This is a genomic window from Ruegeria atlantica, from assembly GCF_947495585.1.
Taxonomy (GTDB): domain Bacteria; phylum Pseudomonadota; class Alphaproteobacteria; order Rhodobacterales; family Rhodobacteraceae; genus Ruegeria; species Ruegeria atlantica_G.
Window position 1 is genome coordinate 817,967 of the sequence record NZ_CANLZK010000001.1, and the last position, 19,565, is coordinate 837,531.

At 56.7% G+C, this 19,565-nt stretch carries 18 protein-coding genes and 3 tRNA genes; 11 read left to right on the forward strand and 10 right to left on the reverse strand.

Annotated features, from left to right (window positions below; genetic code table 11):
• Positions 1–59 precede the first annotated feature (59 nt).
• Complete coding sequence (gene lexA / locus QMP16_RS04000; protein ID WP_058271750.1) at positions 60–758, forward strand: transcriptional repressor LexA; 699 nt, start codon at positions 60–62, stop codon at positions 756–758.
• Here lexA and QMP16_RS04005 read toward each other — a convergent pair.
• Positions 755–2,797, reverse strand: coding sequence for a ComEC/Rec2 family competence protein (locus QMP16_RS04005; RefSeq protein ID WP_282151299.1), 2,043 nt, complete (start codon positions 2,795–2,797; stop codon positions 755–757). The two genes, lexA and QMP16_RS04005, sit on opposite strands and share 4 nt — an antisense overlap.
• A gap of 78 nt (positions 2,798–2,875) precedes the next feature.
• Between QMP16_RS04005 and gltX the strand changes: the two genes are divergently transcribed.
• Positions 2,876–4,276 (forward strand): glutamate--tRNA ligase, encoded by a 1,401-nt coding sequence (gene gltX / locus QMP16_RS04010; protein ID WP_282151578.1) that lies wholly within the window; start codon positions 2,876–2,878, stop codon positions 4,274–4,276.
• Between the two features lie 121 nt (positions 4,277–4,397).
• Entirely contained in the window at positions 4,398–5,693 is a 1,296-nt protein-coding gene (gltA, locus tag QMP16_RS04015; RefSeq protein WP_108858508.1) for a citrate synthase, read from the forward strand.
• 56 nt (positions 5,694–5,749) lie between these two features.
• On the opposite strand, the gene QMP16_RS04020 is transcribed toward gltA, so the two are convergent.
• Positions 5,750–6,814 (reverse strand): PA0069 family radical SAM protein, encoded by a 1,065-nt coding sequence (locus tag QMP16_RS04020; RefSeq protein ID WP_282151300.1) that lies wholly within the window; start codon positions 6,812–6,814, stop codon positions 5,750–5,752.
• Positions 6,815–7,114: 300 nt separating this feature from the next.
• On the opposite strand from QMP16_RS04020, the gene QMP16_RS04025 reads away from it, so the two are divergent.
• From QMP16_RS04025 to QMP16_RS04035, 3 genes are all read left to right on the forward strand, one after another.
• Positions 7,115–7,813: a corrinoid protein gene (locus QMP16_RS04025; protein WP_108858505.1), complete on the forward strand. Its 699-nt coding sequence runs from the start codon at positions 7,115–7,117 to the stop codon at positions 7,811–7,813.
• Positions 7,814–7,970: 157 nt separating this feature from the next.
• Positions 7,971–9,023, forward strand: coding sequence for a Hint domain-containing protein (locus tag QMP16_RS04030; protein ID WP_282151301.1), 1,053 nt, complete (start codon positions 7,971–7,973; stop codon positions 9,021–9,023).
• 75 nt (positions 9,024–9,098) lie between these two features.
• Entirely contained in the window at positions 9,099–9,767 is a 669-nt protein-coding gene (locus QMP16_RS04035; RefSeq protein WP_282151302.1) for a DUF1638 domain-containing protein, read from the forward strand.
• A gap of 3 nt (positions 9,768–9,770) precedes the next feature.
• Here QMP16_RS04035 and QMP16_RS04040 read toward each other — a convergent pair whose 3' ends face one another.
• Positions 9,771–10,181 carry a SufE family protein gene (locus QMP16_RS04040; protein WP_282151303.1) on the reverse strand — a complete coding sequence of 137 codons (411 nt, stop codon included), beginning with the start codon at positions 10,179–10,181 and terminating at the stop codon, positions 9,771–9,773.
• 139 nt (positions 10,182–10,320) lie between these two features.
• On the opposite strand from QMP16_RS04040, the gene QMP16_RS04045 reads away from it, so the two are divergent.
• Positions 10,321–10,845: a hypothetical protein gene (locus tag QMP16_RS04045; protein ID WP_282151304.1), complete on the forward strand. Its 525-nt coding sequence runs from the start codon at positions 10,321–10,323 to the stop codon at positions 10,843–10,845.
• Between the two features lie 6 nt (positions 10,846–10,851).
• Here QMP16_RS04045 and rnd read toward each other — a convergent pair whose 3' ends face one another.
• From rnd to purM, 3 genes are all read right to left on the reverse strand, one after another.
• Positions 10,852–12,009 carry a ribonuclease D gene (gene rnd, locus QMP16_RS04050; RefSeq protein ID WP_282151305.1) on the reverse strand — a complete coding sequence of 386 codons (1,158 nt, stop codon included), beginning with the start codon at positions 12,007–12,009 and terminating at the stop codon, positions 10,852–10,854.
• A 116-nt stretch (positions 12,010–12,125) separates the two neighbouring features.
• Positions 12,126–12,722, reverse strand: coding sequence for a phosphoribosylglycinamide formyltransferase (purN, locus tag QMP16_RS04055; RefSeq protein ID WP_282151306.1), 597 nt, complete (start codon positions 12,720–12,722; stop codon positions 12,126–12,128).
• Positions 12,719–13,765: a phosphoribosylformylglycinamidine cyclo-ligase gene (gene purM / locus QMP16_RS04060; protein WP_282151307.1), complete on the reverse strand. Its 1,047-nt coding sequence runs from the start codon at positions 13,763–13,765 to the stop codon at positions 12,719–12,721. Before purM ends, purN begins: the two co-directional genes overlap by 4 nt.
• A 107-nt stretch (positions 13,766–13,872) precedes the next feature.
• Between purM and QMP16_RS04065 the strand changes: the two genes are divergently transcribed.
• Positions 13,873–13,949: transfer RNA gene (locus QMP16_RS04065), tRNA-Ile, on the forward strand.
• Between the two features lie 483 nt (positions 13,950–14,432).
• Here QMP16_RS04065 and QMP16_RS04070 read toward each other — a convergent pair.
• The 3 genes from QMP16_RS04070 to QMP16_RS04080 form a co-directional block, all read right to left on the reverse strand.
• The gene (locus QMP16_RS04070) at positions 14,433–14,603 is read right to left on the reverse strand and encodes a hypothetical protein (protein WP_158507028.1); all 171 of its coding nucleotides are present in this window, start codon (positions 14,601–14,603) and stop codon (positions 14,433–14,435) included.
• A 235-nt stretch (positions 14,604–14,838) separates the two neighbouring features.
• Positions 14,839–15,126, reverse strand: a complete 288-nt coding sequence (locus tag QMP16_RS04075) for a hypothetical protein (protein ID WP_282151308.1) — start codon at positions 15,124–15,126, stop codon at positions 14,839–14,841.
• A gap of 111 nt (positions 15,127–15,237) precedes the next feature.
• Entirely contained in the window at positions 15,238–16,557 is a 1,320-nt protein-coding gene (locus tag QMP16_RS04080) for an ATP-binding protein (protein WP_282151309.1), read from the reverse strand.
• Between the two features lie 44 nt (positions 16,558–16,601).
• Between QMP16_RS04080 and QMP16_RS04085 the strand changes: the two genes are divergently transcribed.
• From QMP16_RS04085 to QMP16_RS04095, 3 genes are all read left to right on the forward strand, one after another.
• Positions 16,602–17,516, forward strand: coding sequence for an MBL fold metallo-hydrolase (locus tag QMP16_RS04085; RefSeq protein ID WP_282151310.1), 915 nt, complete (start codon positions 16,602–16,604; stop codon positions 17,514–17,516).
• A gap of 77 nt (positions 17,517–17,593) precedes the next feature.
• Positions 17,594–17,668, forward strand: a tRNA-Asn gene (locus QMP16_RS04090).
• 131 nt (positions 17,669–17,799) lie between these two features.
• Positions 17,800–17,874 (forward strand) — tRNA-Asn (locus tag QMP16_RS04095).
• A gap of 20 nt (positions 17,875–17,894) precedes the next feature.
• Here QMP16_RS04095 and QMP16_RS04100 read toward each other — a convergent pair.
• Complete coding sequence (locus QMP16_RS04100) at positions 17,895–19,514, reverse strand: long-chain-fatty-acid--CoA ligase (protein ID WP_282151311.1); 1,620 nt, start codon at positions 19,512–19,514, stop codon at positions 17,895–17,897.
• Positions 19,515–19,565: the final 51 nt, after the last annotated feature.

The window sequence follows — 19,565 nt, forward strand, 5'->3', positions numbered from 1 at the left end:
ACACAAAACGTGAACATGCGTAGAACAAAAGAAAACGCATGACCGATGAGGTGTGAGCAATGTTGACCAAGAAGCAGTTGGATTTGTTGGAATTCATTCACAAACGCGTTCAGGCGGACGGTGTTCCGCCCAGTTTCGATGAAATGAAGGCCGCGTTGGACCTCAGGTCCAAATCCGGCATCCACAGATTGATTACGGCACTAGAGGAACGTGGGTTCATTCGGCGTCTGGCGCATCGTGCGCGGGCCATTGAAATCGTCAAACTGCCGGAAAGCCTGGGTGGAGAACCCACAGTGGCCTTCAAGCCGCGTGTGATCGAAGGCGACAAGCCTTCCGGCCCCCGCCCCGCGAACTTTGAGCCGGTGACCGTCGATGCGATGGAATTGCCAGTGATGGGCCGCATCGCCGCCGGTGTTCCAATCGAAGCGATCAGCCACGTCTCGCACCGCGTCGCGGTACCCGGAACAATGGTTTCCGGAAAAGGAGAGCACTACGCGCTGGAAGTGCGTGGCGACTCGATGATCGACGCGGGTATCAACGATGGCGACGTGGTGGTAATCCGGGAAACCTCGGTTGCCGACAACGGCGATATCGTTGTTGCTCTTGTCGAAGATCAGGAAGCCACCTTGAAGCGGTTCTTCCGCCGCGGGCAGGCGATTGCGCTTGAGGCCGCGAACCCCGCCTATGAAACCCGCGTTCTGCCGGAAGATAAGGTCAAGGTGCAGGGTCGTCTGGTTGGACTGATCCGCAGCTACTAAAACTGCTTGGTAGCTCGGTTCCCGGATGTGTTCGGGGACCAGAGCCTGTCGCCCATCACCTCTTTAGACGTTGTGATCTTGCCGCCCGACAGGGACAGGCTTCCCGTTGCCAGCAGCCGTTTCGGATCAAAGACTTCACAGCCACCGGACAGTTGCAGCGCCACGGCAGAAATCACGATCTGATCGGCATTGCAGGCACTGATCCCGCGCGCCGCGCGTTTGCCTGTAACGTGCAACACCTCTTTGCCCTGCCAGTCATACCGTTGAATGGTGCCGGAATCATGCGGCCAACGGCTGGCCGCATGCAGCTGATCTGCCCCGTCCCCATCATTTTCCAGCCAGACGGTTGCGACAAACCCGCTTCCCTTTTTCTTACTCAAGGCGCGTCCTTGTTCGGTCATCACGCCAACAAGACCACCACTATCCGCAACCAGTATTTCAGGGCGATTTCCCTGCCCCCATAATATCAACGCCACGGCCATTGGTGCCACCCCAACCCATTTGGCCCGTCCTTGCCACAGCGCAAGCCACAGGCCGCCAAGCGCAATTAGCGGCAGGACAGGGGTCGGCGGGCTGACAACATATCCTTGCGCGCCGTCAAATCCCGATACCCATTGCGAAACCGCAAGAATCCACTCTAAACCCAGCCCCATCACTGCCAGCGGCACCATCTCAAGACCGAATGGCGACAGCAGTGCTGCCACCACGGCCGAGGGGACGACAATCATGCCCATGACCGGCACCGAAAGCATGTTGGCCAGAAGGCCATAGTGAGACAATGTGTTGAAATGCGCCGCACCAATTGGCGCGGTTGCAAACCCCGCGATAGCCGAGGAAATCAGAAGGCCCGCGACAGGTTTCAGCCACTTTGGCCCCGGCATCGGTCCCAATTTACGCAACGCTCCGAACACCGCCACAAGCGCTGTCGTTGCGGCAAAAGACATTTGAAACCCCGGGCTAAGCAAGGATTCGGGGCGCAGAATGAGTACAATAAGGGCGGCGACCGCAACGGCCCGTAGGGAAATAGCGCGTCTGTCGATCAGTATGGCCATCAACATGACACTCGCCATGACAAAGGCGCGTTCCGTGGCGACGTTTCCCCCAGACAGTAACAAGTAGATCGTGGCCGAGACCATCGCACAGACAGCCGCCAGTTTGCGCACAGGCAATCTGAGAGCCAGCGCAGGAATGGTTGAAAACAAAAGCCTGCACATCAAGTAGACGAACCCGGTCAGCAGGCCCATGTGGAGGCCCGAAATCGCCAACAGATGCGCCAGGTTGGAAGCGCGCAGTGACTTTAGCGTTTCTTGCCCCATACCGCTGCGATCACCCGTTGTGACGGCGGCCGCAAACCCGCCAATCTCACCCGGCAGGATCGTGCGGACATGGTTGGAAATCGCCATTCGCCGTGCTGTAATGCGGATGCCTTCGGGCTGCGGGGGCGCAGCGATCAGCACCGGAACTCGGGTGTATCCCACGGCCCCCAGTCGTTGAAACCACGCGTGTCGCCGAAAATCGAACCCTCCCGGTTCCACCGGGCCTTGTGGGGGCGACAAATGGGCAGTGGTCATGATCCTTTGGCCGGGCGCTAGTGACCGTGCGCCGCCGTGCAGGGAGAGCCGCACGCGCCGCGGCCGCCGGTCACCGGGCACATCCCCTATACGCACCCGATCCAGCGTAATCCGCAGCGCATCCGACGCAGAGCGATCCATGGCTACGACCCGCCCCTCGACCGGGCCGTAATAGCGCCATGACAGGACCGGCTCTGCTACCGTATGGGCGCGCGCACCTGCCAGGATGAAGCCGGCAGCGATCAGCGCCCCCCCTGTTGTCAACGTAGCCCAGCCAGACGGCAGCCTGCGCGCCACGCCCAGGCAAATGGCAATCACGGCCACGAGGCTTGCGTAAACCATCCAGCCCGGTTCAAACCGCAGGCTGAAATACAGACCAATACCGACGGCCAGACACACCGGAGACCACTGAAACAAATACCCTGTCTGGTTCAGTAATGCGGCCTCGACCCGTGCCAGAACACGCATGGTTGCCCCCGTCCTTCCGGCTCGTTAGACAGGCGCCAATCTATGCCCGACACGGTTACCAAAAGGTTAATCCACACAATGTCCGATCAGGTCGTCACTCGTTTCGCTCCGTCCCCAACCGGTTTCCTGCATATCGGCGGGGCCCGTACGGCGCTGTTCAATTGGCTTTATGCCCGCGGCCGCGGCGGCAAGTTCCTGTTGCGGATCGAAGACACCGACCGTGAACGTTCGACCCCCGAAGCAACGGCTGCAATCCTGCAAGGGATGGAGTGGCTGGGTCTTGATCACGACGGCGATGTAATTAGTCAATTCGAGGGTGCCGAACGTCACGCCGAGGTGGCGCATCAGTTGCTGGCTGAGGGCAAGGCGTACAAGTGCTTTTCAACGCAGGAAGAGATCTCGGCCTTCCGCGAACAAGCGCGGGCCGAGGGGAAATCGACCCTGTTCCGCAGCCCTTGGCGCGATGCAGACGCGTCCTCCCATCCGGACGCTCCGTTTGCGATCCGCATCAAAGCGCCTCAGGACGGCACGACGGTAATCCGCGATCAGGTTCAGGGTGACGTGACCATTCGCAACGATCAGTTGGACGACATGATCCTACTGCGGTCGGACGGCACTCCGGTCTATATGCTGGCAGTTGTGGTCGACGATCACGATATGGGCGTGACCCATGTAATCCGTGGAGACGACCACCTGAACAACGCCGCGCGGCAGATGATGATCTATGAGGCGATGGGCTGGGACGTTCCGGTATGGGCGCACATCCCCCTGATCCACGGGCCGGATGGTAAAAAGCTGTCCAAACGCCACGGTGCTTTGGGCGCGCAGGAATATCAGGCCATGGGTTACCCAGCGGCTGGTATGCGCAACTATTTGGCGCGTTTGGGTTGGAGCCACGGCGATGATGAATTCTTTACGGACGCGCAGGCCAAAGAGTGGTTCGATCTTGACGGAATCGGCAAAAGCCCCGCCCGTTTCGACCTGAAAAAGCTGGAAAATCTGTGTGGACAGCACATCGCCATCGCGGATGATGCTGCATTGCGGCAAGAGATCGAAGCCTATCTGGCAGCGGCAAATTTACCTAACCTCACGGAAACACAATCCGGTGATCTGGAACGTGCGATGTATTGCCTCAAGGATCGCGCGCGGATGTTCCCGGAACTTCTTGAAAAAGCTCACTTTGTGTTGACATCTCGGCCAATTGACCCCGATGAAAAGGCTGCAAAAGCGCTGACCTCAGTATCCGATGGTATACTGAGTGAATTGACGCCGCACGTGCAAAATGCTAGCTGGACGCGAAACGAACTGGAGCAAACCCTAAATTCGTTTGCAGAAGCGAAAGAGGTTAAGTTCGGCAAACTGGCGGGTCCGTTGCGGGCTGTGTTGGCAGGTCGGGCAGTGACGCCTTCAGTTTTTGACATGATGCTTGTGCTGGGGAAGGAAGAAACCCTGGCCCGGCTTTCTGACGCAGCGACGTAAACCCAATCTTCATATTTGGGTAACGCTGCTCCGCTAACACCCGGACTGCGCGCCCGCGCGCAGCCGTTGCCCGCAAGGTCGGACAGCGATTCGACATGCGTAAGAATGAGGAAGGGACACTATGACCGACAGCAATAAAACAGCCACTCTGACAGTCCATGGTGAAACGTACGAGTTGCCGGTTCATTCTCCGACCGCTGGACCTGACGTCATCGACATCCGTAAACTGTACAGCGATGCCGGAGTGTTCACCTACGACCCCGGTTTTACGTCGACCGCAAGCTGTGACAGCACCATTACCTATATTGACGGCGAAAAAGGCGAGCTGCTGCACCGTGGCTATCCGATCGACCAGCTGGCCGGAAAATCGCATTTCCTAGAAGTTTGCTATCTGCTGCTGTACGGAGAGCTGCCGCAAGCCAAAGATCTAGAGCAGTTCGAAACCACCATCACGCGCCACACCATGCTGCACGAACAGATGCAGTACTTCTATCGCGGCTTCCGTCGGGATGCGCATCCGATGGCGATTATGGTGGGTGTCGTTGGCGCAATGTCGGCGTTCTATCACGACTCAACCGACGTATCTGATCCGCATCAGCGCGAGGTCGCTTCGCACCGTCTGATCGCCAAGATGCCGACGATCGCCGCATGGGCCTATAAGTATCACATCGGCCAGCCCTTCGTTTATCCGCGCAACGATCTGGACTACGCGTCCAACTTCCTACGCATGTGCTTTGCCGTTCCCGCTGAAGAATATGAGGTGAACCCGATCCTCAGCCGCGCGATGGACCGGATTCTGACGCTGCACGCAGATCACGAGCAGAATGCGTCGACCTCGACCGTGCGTCTGGCGTCATCCTCGGGCGCAAACCCGTTTGCGTGTATCGCGGCGGGTGTGGCTTGCCTTTGGGGCCCTGCCCATGGTGGCGCAAACCAGGCCTGTTTGGAGATGTTGGAGGAGATCGGTTCCGTCGATCGTATTCCGGAATACATCGACCGTGCCAAGGACAAGAACGACCCGTTCCGCCTGATGGGCTTTGGCCACCGCGTCTACAAGAACTTCGACCCGCGCGCGACTGTAATGAAGCAATCAGCCGACGAAGTGCTGGAACTGCTTGGCGTAGACAACAATCCGAAGCTGCAGGTTGCCAAGGCACTAGAAAAGCAAGCACTGGAAGATCCGTATTTCGCCGAGAAGAAACTGTTCCCGAATGTGGACTTTTACTCGGGCATCATCCTCGAGGCGATGGGTTTCCCCACCTCAATGTTCACGCCGATCTTCGCGCTGTCGCGCACCGTTGGCTGGGTCAGCCAATGGAAAGAGATGATCGCAGATCCACAGAACAAAATCGGTCGTCCGCGTCAGCTGTATCTGGGCGAAACGACCCGCGATTATGTGGACATCGAAAACCGCTGATAGCCGGTTACAATTTCGAAACGCCTCGGACCCGTGTCCGGGGCGTTTTTTTTGTTTTAGAATAGTGTCAGTTGATCCCCGGCCTGCGCGGGCCTGGAGAACAGATCACATCGTAGCGGCGGTGTTTTTGTGGCCAGCCCCAAACGTTTGACCGCGAGCTTGAAGCGCTTGGCCACCAGCCCGGCATACTCACCCTCCCCCCGCATGCGGTGCCCCCAACGCGGGTCATAGTCACGACCACCGTGCATTTCGCGCAGTTTGGACATGACCTTTTCAGCTCGCGCCAGCTCATGCTGATGCAGCCAGGATTGCCACAGCTCAGAGACTTCGCGCGGAAGGCGCAGCATGATCCAGGTTGCGGAATCAGCGCCCGCGTCTCGCCCGGCTTCCAGCATGGATTCCAATTCGTGATCCGTCAGACCCGGTATCAAAGGCGATGTCATGACGCGTACCGGCACTCCTGCATCGGTCAACCGTCGGATCGTCGCCAGCCGTCTTACAGGGGATGGCGCGCGTGGTTCCATACGTCGAGACAAGCCTGGGTCCAAAGTTGTCAACGAAATGCCGACCCGAATCAATCCAAGTTGCGCCATAGCGGTAAGGATATCCAAGTCCCGCTCGATCATCGCACCTTTGGTCACGATTGCGACCGGGTGCTGGAACTCTTGCAAGACCTGCAGGCAAGCCCGTGTGATTTGGTGGTATTTTTCGATCGGCTGATAGGGGTCGGTGTTTGTTCCCATCGCAATGGTCGCCACTTTGTACCGGGCTGAGGACAGTTCTTTCCTCAGAACCTCTGCCGCGTTTGGCCGTGCAATCAGCCGGGTTTCAAAATCCAATCCCGGCGACAACCCTAGATAGGCATGTGTCGGACGGGCAAAACAGTACACGCACCCATGCTCGCACCCGCGATACGGGTTGATTGAGCGGTCGAACGGCAGATCAGGCGATCGGTTGTAGGTGACCACACTGCGCGCGACCTCTTCCCGGACCTCAGTTCTGAGCTGAGGAAGCTTCTCTTCCATCTCCCAGCCATCGTCGCAGGCCTCGGTCGCAAAGCGTTCGAATCTGCCTGAGTCATTACTGGCCACGCCGCGGGCCTTTATGTTGAGTGCAGGCATATTTGTTCCCGTTATGTTCTCACTCAGAAATCAATAGACCCTGAATCGCCATGCGACAAGGAAAACTGTGCGAACCGCCCTATTCGCCCCCGATCCTGGACACCCGGTTTTTCCCCGGTTGTGAACAGATTGCAGGATGTTGTTGCAGATAATTCCATCGTGATCGCAAACAATTTGACGTATAGGTCGGTCCCGGAACTACCAAGGTCGCAATCGTAACAGTCTAACTGCGACGAAATGGCCAAAACGGAAAAAATGCCACCACGGGCCGATGGCCCGCCCAGCACAGGGAAATGCCCCATGTCCGATGAAGAAGACATCGTCCTGTCCGAACTCAACGACGACGAACTTGTCGAGCAGATGTTCGACGATCTTTATGACGGCCTGAAAGAAGAGATCGAAGAAGGTGTGAACATCCTGCTTGAACGCGGATGGACACCATATGACATCCTGACCAAAGCTCTGGTCGGTGGCATGACCATCGTGGGCCACGATTTCCGGGACGGCATCCTGTTCGTGCCGGAGGTTTTGCTGGCCGCCAACGCGATGAAAGGTGGCATGACGATCCTCAAGCCGCTGCTGGCCGAAACCGGCGCGCCACGTGTCGGCAAGATGGTGATTGGGACCGTTAAAGGCGACATCCATGATATCGGCAAAAACCTGGTGTCGATGATGATGGAAGGCGCTGGTTTCGAAGTTGTCGATATCGGCATCAACAACCCGGTCGAAAACTACCTGGAAGCCCTGGATTCCGAACAGCCTGACATCCTGGGCATGTCAGCCCTGCTGACCACTACGATGCCCTACATGAAAGTGGTCATCGACACGCTGATCGAACAGGGACGGCGTGAAGATTACATCGTACTGGTTGGCGGCGCCCCTCTGAACGAGGAATTCGGCAAGGCCATCGGCGCAGACGCCTATTGCCGTGACGCGGCAGTAGCGGTGGAAACCGCCAAAGAGTTTGTATCCCGCAAACACAACCAACTGGCCAGCTAATCCAGCTGACACGGAAATGATCAAGGCCGCCCTTTCCGGGGCGGCCTTTTTGTCTTCAACTGCTTGATAAGCAGTACAGGTTTTATTACCTGTCAATTGTGATTGTGCGAATCTGTTGTGACGCACGTGTTGTTAACGAGTACATATAGGGTGCGTTATGCCTACGACGTTTAATGCTATTTTTCTTGGCCAACTTGATATCATTGATACGGTTGAAGGAAACAGTGGCGCGGAAGAAGCCGGCCTTCTTGTCGGCCAGACGTTTGGAGGCCCGAACGATCCGCTATTAAACGATGCCGTCACGTGGAGCCCCGTCGGCAACACTTTCGGTCGATATGACCACGACAACGCAGCTTTCGGCGGAAACTTCCAGGACCAGTTTTCAATCGACGGCGGCCCACCGCAGACCTTCGACACTTCCGTGCAGTACTTCGCGACGATTACATATGTCGATGGCACCCCCCCGGTTCAGATCACCGCTGTTATCGCACAAGATACTGACGGCAACACCTACCTTGTTCCCGAGATTAATGCCAATTCGGACCAAGATGCGCTTGAACTAAGTGGCATACGGTCTCTTACACTGGACGGCATCGCAAACAACAGCAACTCTGGTCTGAGTAACAACCGGCAAGAATGGGACATCGCCAGATGTTTCACGACAGGCACTCTGATCAAGACCGGTCGTGGGCTGGTCAAGGTCGAGAATCTGCGCGTGGGCGACAGGATTCCGACGCTGGATCATGAGTTGCAAACACTGCGTTGGATTGGCTCTCAGACCGCGCGTGCCGCAGGCGTGTTCACGCCTGTGCTGATCAAGGCGGGTGCACTTGGTAATGATCGCGATCTCTTGGTCTCGCAACAGCACAGGATGCTGATCAGCGACTGGCGGGTCGAGTTGCATACAGGCCACGCCGAGGCGTTGGCGCCTGCCAAGCACTTGATAAACGGCCGCGATATCGTGATGAAGCCCGGCGGTCTTGTGACCTATTATCACCTGATGTTCGATCAGCACGAACTGATCTGGGGCGAAGGCTGCCTGAGCGAGAGCTTTCACCCCGGAATCCAGGCGTGGAACAGTTTTGAGGATGAAACACGGCAAGAGATCCTGTCGCTGTTTCCGGAACTGGCCAGTCACGGGATCTCTGCTTATGGTCCCCCTGCCCGCCCGTCGCTTCAATCTTTTGAAACGCTTGCGTCGGTGGCCTGACACGGGATGTCGGAAGCGGGCTTGCCTTGATCCGTCATTCATTCTTTGATGCTGCAATCCTTCAGGGAATTGACGATGCAGCAGAACAACACACCGGATGACGTAAGCCTGACGACAAAAGGCTATACCGAAGACACTCGGCAAGGCGGCATACTGCTGTTGGCATGCGGTGCGCTGGCGCGCGAAATCCTGCATCTGAAAAAGCGCAACGGCTGGGATCATATGACCCTGACTTGCCTGCCCGCCATACTGCACATCCACCCTGAACGGATTACGCAGGCTGTGGAAGAAGCTGTTGCCAAGCATCGCGGTAACTTTGACCAGATTTTCGTCGTCTATGCCGACTGTGGCACCGGCGGCCTATTGCAGAAAGCCTGCGAAGAGATGGGCATCGAGATGATCAGAGGCCCGCACTGCTATTCCTTTTTCGAAGGAAATCAAGCCTTTGAAGACCATGGCGATGATGAAACGACGGCCTTTTATCTAACGGATTTTTTGGCCCGTCAGTTTGACGCCTTTGTGTGGAAACCGCTGGGCCTGGATCGTCACCCCCAGCTGCGGGACATGTATTTCGGGAACTATACCAAGCTTGTCTATCAAGCCCAAACAGACGACCCGGACCTGACGGCTCGCGCACAGGAATGCGCCGAACGCATGGGTTTGACGTTTGAACGACGCTTCACAGGCTATGGCGATCTTGAAACAACTCTGACCGAGTGGGCCACCCGCAAGCCGACGGCCTGAACGTCAGGCGTTCTCTCTCGCGACTTCGCGGATACGCTCGATCATCGACCGCAAACCATTTGACCGCTGTGCGGACAGGTGATCGTTCAGCCCAAGGCGCGCCAACTCACCGCCCGCGTCTACCTTTGGGACTTCGCCAACAGGCAGGCCATTATACAAAGACCGCAACACCGCAATCAGCCCGCGCACGATCAACGCGTCGCTGTCACCGTCGAACCGGAAAACACCGGCGTCGATTACGGGATGTAACCACACCTGACTGGCACAACCATGCACCTTGGTGGCCGGCACTTTGAGCGCATCATCCAGCGGCTCCATCGCCTTGCCCTGATCAATGACGTGGCGATACCGGTCTTCCCAGTCATCCAGAAACTCAAAATCCTCGACGATTTCCTCAAAGGCGGGCGTTGCCATTTCGCAGCGGTCCTTTTTGTTGCGATCACATTTGTGACCTATGCCTCTGTTGGGCACCTGTCCAGCCCCGGTGTGGGTTTTCAATCTTTGGAATTTACGATAACCCATTGCTGAAAATACTTCTCTGGGCTTTGGGACCATGAAAAAATCAACACCTCTTCTATTGGTCAGCACTCTGGCACTGGCCGCCTGCAGCGGCTGGAGCGAGTCGCGCGTGAATCCGACCAATTGGTTCGGATCCAGTACACCCGCCCCTACTGAAGTATCCGTAAACGAAGCTGATGCTCTGGTGCCCGAAGGGCGCGACGGCCCGGGTCTGTTTTCGCGACCTGAAAAGGAAGTGATCGGCTTTGCCATAACCAAGGTAGATGAGCTACGCATCGACCCCACACCAACTGGGGCAATCATCTATGTCAAAGGTACGGCCTCAAGACAGGGGGCTTACAATGCGCGTCTTGTACGCGTGGAAAGCGAAGAGAACGAAAAGAACGGCATTCTGGAATATACGTTCGAAGTCAGCTATCCAAGCTACGCGACCAATCTGGGCTCCGAAAGATCGCGTGAGGTCAATGATGCCACGACGGTTGGCCGAGACGAGCTGCGAAACATCCGTCTGGTTCGCGTTCGCGGCGAACAAAATACATTGGAATCCCGGCGGCGCTAAACGCCGCTAAAGCGACACGACTTGTACGGATTGCCCCTTGGCGGCCAGAGCGATCTTGCCGTCACACAGTTTCAGGGCATCCTCGCCAAACACCTCAAAACGCCAGCCTGACATCGAAGGCAGCTTGCGCTCGCCCGCAGCCAACTGGTCCAGTTCGGAACTGGTTGCGATCAGCTTGGCCGCCACGCCCGAGCTTTCGGTTTTGGACTTGAGCAACACGCGCAGCAGATCGGCAAGCGCCGGGTTGATCTTTAGCTTGTCACGGCTGTTATCGACCTGCGGCAATTGATCGGCAGGGCAGTTTACCCCCCGTTTCACCGACGCCAGAATACCATCGGCAATCGCGCCTTTGCGCGCCTCACGCAGCAGCAAGCGCGAACCGCCAAGATCCGATGGCGTTTTCGGCTTGGTCGAGGCAAGCTCGATAAGCGCGTCATCTTTGAACACACGGCTGCGTGGAACATTGTTTTCCTGCGCATAGGCTTCGCGAAACTGCGCTAGCTCGCGCACGACAGCCAGGAACTTGGCCGAATTCGTCCGGGTTTTCACCCGCTTCCATGCATCTTGGGGACGGATATCGTAGGTTCCGGGCTGCGTCAGGGTGCGCAACTCTTCGGATACCCAATGACTACGCTGCGACTTGTTCAACTGGGCCGCCAGATATTCGTAGATCTGGCGTAAATGCGTAACATCTGCCAAGGCATAGGTCTTTTGCGCATCTGTCAGTGGCCGACGTGACCAATCGGTAAAACGTGAGGTTTTGTCGACGCCTTCCTTGCAGATCTTGCGCACCAAAGTCTCGTATCCCACCTGCTCACCAAAGCCACAGACCATCGCGGCGACCTGGGTGTCGAACAGAGGTTGCGGGAATACGGACGCCTCGACCCAGAAAATCTCAAGATCCTGTCGCGCGGCGTGGAACACTTTGACCACGCTTTCATCGCGAAACAGGTCATAAAGCGGGTCCAGAGACAGGCCATCAGCCAATGGGTCCACCAGAACGGCGCTGCCTTCATCATCAGATGGAACCGCAAGCTGCACCAAACAGAGTTTTGAATAGTAAGTCCGTTCGCGCAGAAACTCGGTATCTACGGTGACATAGTCATAATCCGCCGCGGCCTTGCAGAAATCGGCCAGCTCTTGCGTCGTCGTCAGGGTTTTCATGCGCGGTACTGTTCTTGCTCTTGTTCTGTGCGGCTGATTGTCTGTTTCATTCCGTACCCAGCCGTATTGCGGACCATAGGATGAATTTGACGCGCGTGTAAATCACCCTGAGACGTTCAGGGCAGCAACACCGGAGTCCGATCCCCACTGGCGTAACGGCGCAACACTGCGGGGTAGAGTTTGTGTTCCCATACCAGCACCCGGGCGGCCAATGCCTCGGACGTATCACCCGGTTCAATATCCACTCGCGCCTGCCCAAGGATCGGACCGTCATCCAAGGCTGCGGTGACTTCATGGACCGAACATCCATGTTCGGCATCCCCGGCTTCAATAACGCGCGCGTGGGTATTGAGACCCTTGTATTTCGGCAGAAGCGAAGGGTGGATATTCAGCATCCGCCCCTGAAAACGCGAAACGAAATCACCCGTCAGAACACGCATGAACCCTGCAAGGCAAACGATATCGGGTTGCGCTTCTTCCAGCGGTTTCAGCAACTCGGCCTCAAACGCGGCGCGGTCGCCCTTGAACGGGCGGTGATCCACCCACGCGATTGGAATGCCGCGCTCAGCAGCTTTCTTCAGACCACCTGCATTCGCATCATTGGACAATACCAGACAGGGCCGCGCGGGGTGATCGCCGGTCATGCTGTCGACCAGCGACACCATGTTCGAGCCACCACTCGAGATCAGAATTGCGACGCGCTTATGGCTCACAACAGGGTGCCCGAATAGGCCATGCCCGCTGTCCCGGTCACAGTGCCGATCCGCGCAACCGTTTCGCCCGCGTCGGCCAGCAACGCCGCCAGATCATCTGCGCGATCCGCTTCACACGCGACGATCATGCCAATGCCGCAGTTGAAGGTTTTCAGCATCTCGGCCTCGACGATCCCACCGGTTTCGGCCATCCAGCGGAATACAGGCGGCAGGTCCCAAGCATTCAGGTCAATCTCGGCGCCAAGCCCCTCGGGCAACACGCGCGGCAGGTTTTCGGTCAGGCCACCGCCAGTGATATGAGCCAGTGCATGAACGCCCCCTGCCCGGATCGCCTGCAACGCAGGTTTCACATACAGACGCGTTGGGGTCAGCAGCGCCTCACCCAGAGTGCCGTCGCTGAACGGTGACGCGGCATCCCAGCCCAGCCCCGAAATCTCGACCAGTTTGCGGACCAGCGAATAACCGTTGGAATGCACCCCGTTCGACGCCAGCCCCAAAAGCACGTCGCCGTCCTGAACGCCGGCCGGCAGATGCGCACCACGCTCCATCGCGCCGACCGAGAACCCGGCCAGATCGAAATCACCATCCGGGTACATGCCGGGCATTTCTGCAGTTTCACCGCCGATCAAAGCGCATCCGGACTGGACACAGCCTTCAGCAATGCCTTCGATAATCCGTGCGGCTGTGTCGGTATCCAGTTTGCCGGTCGCAAAGTAATCCAGGAAAAACAGCGGCTCAGCACCCTGACAGATCAGGTCGTTGACGCACATGGCGACTAGGTCGATGCCCACACCGTCGACAACACCGGTATCAATGGCAATGCGCAGCTTGGTGCCCACCCCATCGGTGGCCCCAACCAGAATCGGGTCCTGATATCCGGCATCCTTTAGATCGAACAGAGCGCCAAATCCGCCCAGCCCGCTCATCACACCCGAGCGGTTGGTGCGTTTTGCGGCCGGCTTGATCCGGTCGACTAGGGCATTCCCCGCATCAATATCAACGCCTGCATCGGCATAGGTGATTCCGTTCTTGCCCGTGGTCATGGCCAGCCCCTTATGAATGGTTCCCGCGCGGGTTATTCGATTGTGCGACTTGTTGCAACGGTCAGGCTTGACGCGGCTGTTCACCATGGTACTCAAAGCGATCAGGCGGGCCTGTAGCTCAATTGGTTAGAGCAGAGCGCTCATAACGCTTTGGTTGCGGGTTCAAGTCCTGCCGGGCCTACCACCGTCTACTTTTTCATTGTTATCAGTTAAAGATTCTTGCCAGGCCAGCGGTGCATGGTGTTTCTACTGTCCTGCTCAAACATAAGATGCATTCTTCTAAATCTGCAGGATTGCCCAGTAACTCTGAACCTTATTCAAACCCCTAGTGTTCGGAGTCCCCACTCAAGCGGAAGTGCCATTTGGTACATTCAAGAGAAATGACACATCCGCATACTATACTTTTGGATACATCACCTATTCGGATTGGTTTTTGGCTATCCCATTTCCATTTAGCGAAACTTGTAAATTCATGTTTTTGTGATCTTGCACGTCCCATACATGTGCATCCCAGCCTCCGACCAGCACCCAGTAGGAGGAAATCAACCGGCTTCGCGACCCCTCCGCTCACTCGAATCGCGAAGCTGGTTTTTTTGTGCCGTTTTCGAAATGGAAATAGGCTTTCAAAGCCAAAGCGCACCGGCAAACCTCCAATTGAAGTCCCTACCTACTTTGGAGGTTCACCGAAGTATCCACCAAAGTATCCGACCATCGCACCCAATACGCCAACTACGATGACAATCGAGATCAATGCGCCACTGCTTTTTGAGTAATATCCAAGCGTCACGAGCCCGACGACAAATATACCAACCAAGAAATACAATACAGTGTTGTCCATACCTAAACCTATGCCGTAAAGACGTTCTGTAACGTTACGATAGAAATGCGCCTCAAGTCTAATGGGCGAGTTACACAGCATTCGAAGCTAGGGTACGAACTCGTCCCCGCCCAAAAAAACCCGCGTTGTTCGGAGGGAAACCGTTACAAACAACGCGGGCGGCAGTTGGGGTAGTGAAGGCGATACGGAGCGAGTCAAGAATTGGACCAAAAAACCCCGGAAAAAGCCGTTCGGTCTAATATGAGGCGGTAACTTTACGCTTCAACGCTTCAGGATCTGTCGCTTCAGCCTTTTGGAAAACTGCCAAGGTGACAAACAACCCGCCGATCAGAAGCAAATGGCCCAATGCGGTTACACCGAAAACAAAATAGCTACCAACCATCAACGAGAAGATTGCGCTCCACATCCATGCCAACATCTGCATCAGCATGTGTGCTGTGGATAGAGAGTATTTCTTTAGTGGGTTTTTCGTTTCATCCATTACCGATACCCACGATGATTTCACGTCGAAACTATTGGTCATGACTTCCTCCCATTCTAAAGGTTGTACGGGGTGATCGGTGCTTTAGACCAAATAAAAAATGCGCGCCGCTTGTGGTTGCGACACAAAACGTGAATTCCGATCTCACCAAAATCATCGCCCAACAATGATATCCGCGCAAAGACCGCCCAGCCTTTCACTTTTGCCAAGTCGCAGAACGCCTCCATGTGCGCGGGCAATATCCGCAACAATCGCCAATCCTAGACCAACGCCACTGCCCTGATTCTGATTTCGCGCGGGATCAAGGCGCGAGAACGGTTTTACAGCCTCAGTGCGCTGCTCTACCGGAATACCCGGTCCATCATCTTCGACCCGGATGCGCATGGTTTTGGGCGTCAGGGACAAGCTGACCTCGGCCCGGTTGCCATATCGCACCGCATTGCCAATCAAATTTTCGACCGCGCGGCGAATGGCCATGGGGCGCAGCATCGCCGTGCCGTCACCTTCGACTGAGACTAATTCGGCCTGATGACCTGCCCGGCGCGCGTCTTCGACGATCTGACGCAACAACAAAGCAGGTTCGATCGCCTCGGCTGGCCCCTCGGCGACGCCACGTGAGAAATCAAGGAACGCATCCAGCAGCAATTGCATTTCGTCCACGTCCTGTTTCAGCGGTGCTGCCTCATCTTCGGGCAACATGGAAAGACCCAGTTTCAGCCGCGTCAGCGGTGTTCTCAGGTCGTGGCTTACACCCGACAGCATCATCGTGCGCTGTTCCATCTGTCGCTCGATTCTAGCCCTCATTTCCAGAAACGCACTGCCAGCAGCGCGCACTTCTATTGCGCCCCCCGGCGTATATGGCACTACCCTGCCCCGACCAAAGGCCTGCGCAGCGTCAGAAAGGCGGGTAATAGGCCGCAGCTGATTGCGCATATAAAGGAATGAGATCGTCGTCATCACAACGGCAAAGAACATCATGGTAACAATCAACTGATGCGGCGCCGTGGGCGACAGGCGACGACGATCAATCGTCAACTGAAGCAGCCCCAGATCGGTTTCAAGATACAACCGAGCTTCATCACCCGAAGGCAAAGCGACTGCGACCAGATCGGGCAGCCCCGCTCGCAAATGGTATTCGACCTGTGGTGCGATAAAATCGTACCAGCGACGCCTGTCCGTCATCGGGTTTTCGTCGCCGTCAACAAAACGGGCTTTCATATCAAGCACCGACAAATCCAGGCGTATCGCTGCCAGCGCCTGCTGCTGGGTCTCGGCCCTTTTCATGGTTTCTAGCACCAACGTCACTTCGCGCGTGGCGGTCTTGGTCATCTGCGCGGTGACGTCTTCGAGATGCTTTTGCAAAAAGGCAATCCCAACCACCAACAGCAGTACGACAACTGGAAGAACCAGAATTAGTGCGGCCCGGGCATACAGGCTGCGCGGCATATATTGTTTGAGCCATCGACTGAACATGCGCTAAACCTAACGGGCTGATCCGCCAAGAGAAAGAGCTCAGAATGCAGGCGCCTGACGATTTCAACCCGCCCCCCGGTCTGGCAATCGCCTTACAACCCGGGCTGCGGCGGATACTGGCCCCGAATCCGTCCCCGATGACCTATCGCGGTACGAACACGTACCTTTTGGGAGAACGTAATTTGGCGGTTATTGATCCCGGTCCTTTGAGCGATGCGCATCTTGGGGCGATTCTGAACGCGGTGCGCCCCGGACAGCGGATCAGCCATATCATCGTCACGCACAGCCATCTGGACCACTCGCCGCTCGCGGCGCCATTGGCTGAACGCACAGGTGCGCCGATTCTGGCCTTTGGCGGACCGCAGGCCGGACGCAGCGCAGTGATGGCACAACTGGCGCGGCAGGGTCTGGCCGGCGGCGGCGAAGGGATAGACACTGCGTTTCGCCCGGATGTCGAAGTGGCGGATGGTGAGGTGATCGCGGGCGACGATTGGCAACTTGAGGTCATCCATACGCCCGGTCACCTGGGCAATCATATCGCTTTGGGTTGGGGCGATGTCTGCTTTACTGCCGATCACGTCATGGGCTGGGCCAGCTCACTGGTTTCTCCACCGGATGGGGACCTGACAGACTTTATGCAGGCGTGCCACAGGTTGCGTGCGCGGGATTGGGCCGTGTTTCACGCGGGTCACGGTGCGCCGATCACCAACCCTTCTGAACGGTTGGATTGGCTGATCACTCACCGGCTGTCCCGCGAGGCGCAGATACTGGCGGCGCTGGAGGAGCAGCCCGGAAACGCCCGCCAACTTGCCGAGCGCGTCTATACCGACACGCCAGCCGCGCTTTTGCCCGCGGCTGAACGCAACGTGTTCGCACATCTAGTTGATCTTTATGGAAAATCTCAAGTTTACACTTCCGACGCACTTTCAGTCGATGCCATGTTTTCAAGGTCAGCATGAACAGGCAGAACTTTTTTTCCGTTTGATGCAGTTCCCCTCTGGACGGGCAAAAAACGGGTTGTTATACGCCCCTCAGTTCCGGCGTAGCTCAGCGGTAGAGCAGTTGACTGTTAATCAATTGGTCGTAGGTTCGATCCCTACCGCCGGAGCCAAAATCTCCTGATATCAAGACCCTCATTCGGCACCAAATTCGGTGCTATTCGGATTGATGTCATTTTGGCGAAAATAATTCTGCCCCCCCACTGGACGCCGTAGAAACAGGTTGCTATACGGCGCGAACCGTTCCGGCGTAGCTCAGCGGTAGAGCAGTTGACTGTTAATCAATTGGTCGTAGGTTCGATCCCTACCGCCGGAGCCATTTCCAACAATATCAGGCGCTTAGCCCATCAAGGCACCCTCGAAGTCTGCGCGCAGATTGCGTTTCAGGACCTTCCCGGTCGCGTTCAGTGGTAGCGCATCCACAAAGACAACCTTATCGGGCACCTGCCATTTGGCGATTTTACCGTCGAAGAAAGCCAGCAATTCTTCTTCACTCGGGTCCGTGCCTTCGGCTTTGACGGCAACCAACAAGGGGCGTTCGTCCCATTTGGGATGTGGCACACCAACAACGGCTGCAGTGGCAAGTTGCGGGTGGGCTACGGCGATGTTTTCCAACTCGACCGAACTGATCCACTCACCCCCGGATTTGATGATGTCCTTGGACCGGTCGCGGATAGTCATGTACCCGTCGGGGTCCAGTGTTGCGACGTCTCCGGTAGCGAACCATCCGTCTTGCAGCAGGTCTTCATCCTGCATCTGGAAATAGCTGTCCAACACCCAATGCCCGCGTACCAGCAGATCGCCCTGCGTGACGCCGTCATGGGGCAGATCATTGCCGTCATCATCGACGATTTTCAACTCGACCCCGTAGGGCGGACGACCCTGGCTTTCGCGCAGCTTGTGTTGTTCTTCAGGCGGAAGGTCCAGATGTTTGGCCAGTGGGTTGTTCGTGCTTCCCAGCGGACTCATCTCGCTCATGCCCCAGGCGTGAACCGTATCGACGCCATAGGTCTCGCGGAAAATTTGGATCATCGAGGGCGGGCACGCAGCACCGCCAATCACAGTGCGGTTCAAGCTGGCCAGCTTGCTGCCTGACTTCTCGGCATGTGCCAGCAAACCTTGCCAGATCGTCGGAACCCCCATTGCCAGCGTCACGCCATATGTATCGACCAGATTCACCAGTGCTTCGCCATGTAGACCCGGCCCGGGCAGCACCATGCGTGAACCCGACATGGCGCAGGCATAGGGCGACCCCCAGGCGTTGACATGGAACATTGGAACCACCGGCATCACGACATCCATAGCAGAAAAGCCTATGACATCTCGCGTGTTCGATCCGAAACTGTGCAAAACTGTGGAACGATGGGAATAAAGAACGCCTTTGGGATTGCCCGTCGTGCCCGAGGTGTAACAGAGGCTGGACGCTGTGTTTTCATCGAAACTGGGCCACTGAAAATCGCCATCGCCAGTTTCGATCAGGTCATCATAGAACGCGACGCCAGGGATTTGGGCAACGGCGTCTTCATTCCGTGGGCCCATCAAAACGAAATGGCGCACTCCGGTCAGGTGTTCGTGCAGGGCCGCGACCAGAGGGATGAATGTCGCATCAAAGAACAGAACCCGGTCTTTGGCGTGGTTGATAATGTAAGTCAGCTGTTCCGGGAAAAGCCGGGGGTTCACCGTGTGGCACACAAAACCCGCACCGGAGGTGGCATAGTAGATCTCCAGATGTCGCCGGTTGTTCCAGGCCAACGTGCCAATTCGATCCTGCGGCTCCAACCCCAGCTTGGTCAGCGCCGAACCCAGCTTTCGCGCGTTTTGTGCCACTTGCGCCCAAGTGGTTTCAATGACCGACCCATCGGTTTCGACCGAGTAGATCTCGGTCTGGCCATGATAGCGTTCGGCGTGATCAATCAGCGACGAAATCAGCAAAGGCTGCGTCATCATCTGTCCCAGCATGGACATCCTCCCATTACCAGCGCCGCCTTTGTTGGGCAGTGCTGTCTGCTT

Bases quoted from the DNA above. Each gene is read 5' to 3' on its own strand.
- purM (WP_282151307.1), bottom strand. From the start codon at position 13,765: ATGACCACGGGCAAGAACGGAATCACCTATGCCGATGCAGGCGTTGAT.
- QMP16_RS04085 (WP_282151310.1), top strand. From the start codon at position 16,602: ATGCAGGCGCCTGACGATTTCAACCCGCCCCCCGGTCTGGCAATCGCC.
- gltA (WP_108858508.1), top strand. From the start codon at position 4,398: ATGACCGACAGCAATAAAACAGCCACTCTGACAGTCCATGGTGAAACG.
- QMP16_RS04045 (WP_282151304.1), top strand. From the start codon at position 10,321: ATGAAAAAATCAACACCTCTTCTATTGGTCAGCACTCTGGCACTGGCC.
- QMP16_RS04070 (WP_158507028.1), bottom strand. From the start codon at position 14,603: ATGGACAACACTGTATTGTATTTCTTGGTTGGTATATTTGTCGTCGGG.
- QMP16_RS04030 (WP_282151301.1), top strand. From the start codon at position 7,971: ATGCCTACGACGTTTAATGCTATTTTTCTTGGCCAACTTGATATCATT.
- QMP16_RS04080 (WP_282151309.1), bottom strand. From the start codon at position 16,557: ATGTTCAGTCGATGGCTCAAACAATATATGCCGCGCAGCCTGTATGCC.
- QMP16_RS04025 (WP_108858505.1), top strand. From the start codon at position 7,115: ATGTCCGATGAAGAAGACATCGTCCTGTCCGAACTCAACGACGACGAA.
- QMP16_RS04020 (WP_282151300.1), bottom strand. From the start codon at position 6,814: ATGCCTGCACTCAACATAAAGGCCCGCGGCGTGGCCAGTAATGACTCA.
- QMP16_RS04005 (WP_282151299.1), bottom strand. From the start codon at position 2,797: ATGCGTGTTCTGGCACGGGTCGAGGCCGCATTACTGAACCAGACAGGG.
- QMP16_RS04075 (WP_282151308.1), bottom strand. From the start codon at position 15,126: ATGACCAATAGTTTCGACGTGAAATCATCGTGGGTATCGGTAATGGAT.
- rnd (WP_282151305.1), bottom strand. From the start codon at position 12,009: ATGAAAACCCTGACGACGACGCAAGAGCTGGCCGATTTCTGCAAGGCC.
- QMP16_RS04035 (WP_282151302.1), top strand. From the start codon at position 9,099: ATGCAGCAGAACAACACACCGGATGACGTAAGCCTGACGACAAAAGGC.
- gltX (WP_282151578.1), top strand. From the start codon at position 2,876: ATGTCCGATCAGGTCGTCACTCGTTTCGCTCCGTCCCCAACCGGTTTC.
- QMP16_RS04040 (WP_282151303.1), bottom strand. From the start codon at position 10,181: ATGGCAACGCCCGCCTTTGAGGAAATCGTCGAGGATTTTGAGTTTCTG.
- lexA (WP_058271750.1), top strand. From the start codon at position 60: ATGTTGACCAAGAAGCAGTTGGATTTGTTGGAATTCATTCACAAACGC.
- QMP16_RS04100 (WP_282151311.1), bottom strand. From the start codon at position 19,514: ATGCTGGGACAGATGATGACGCAGCCTTTGCTGATTTCGTCGCTGATT.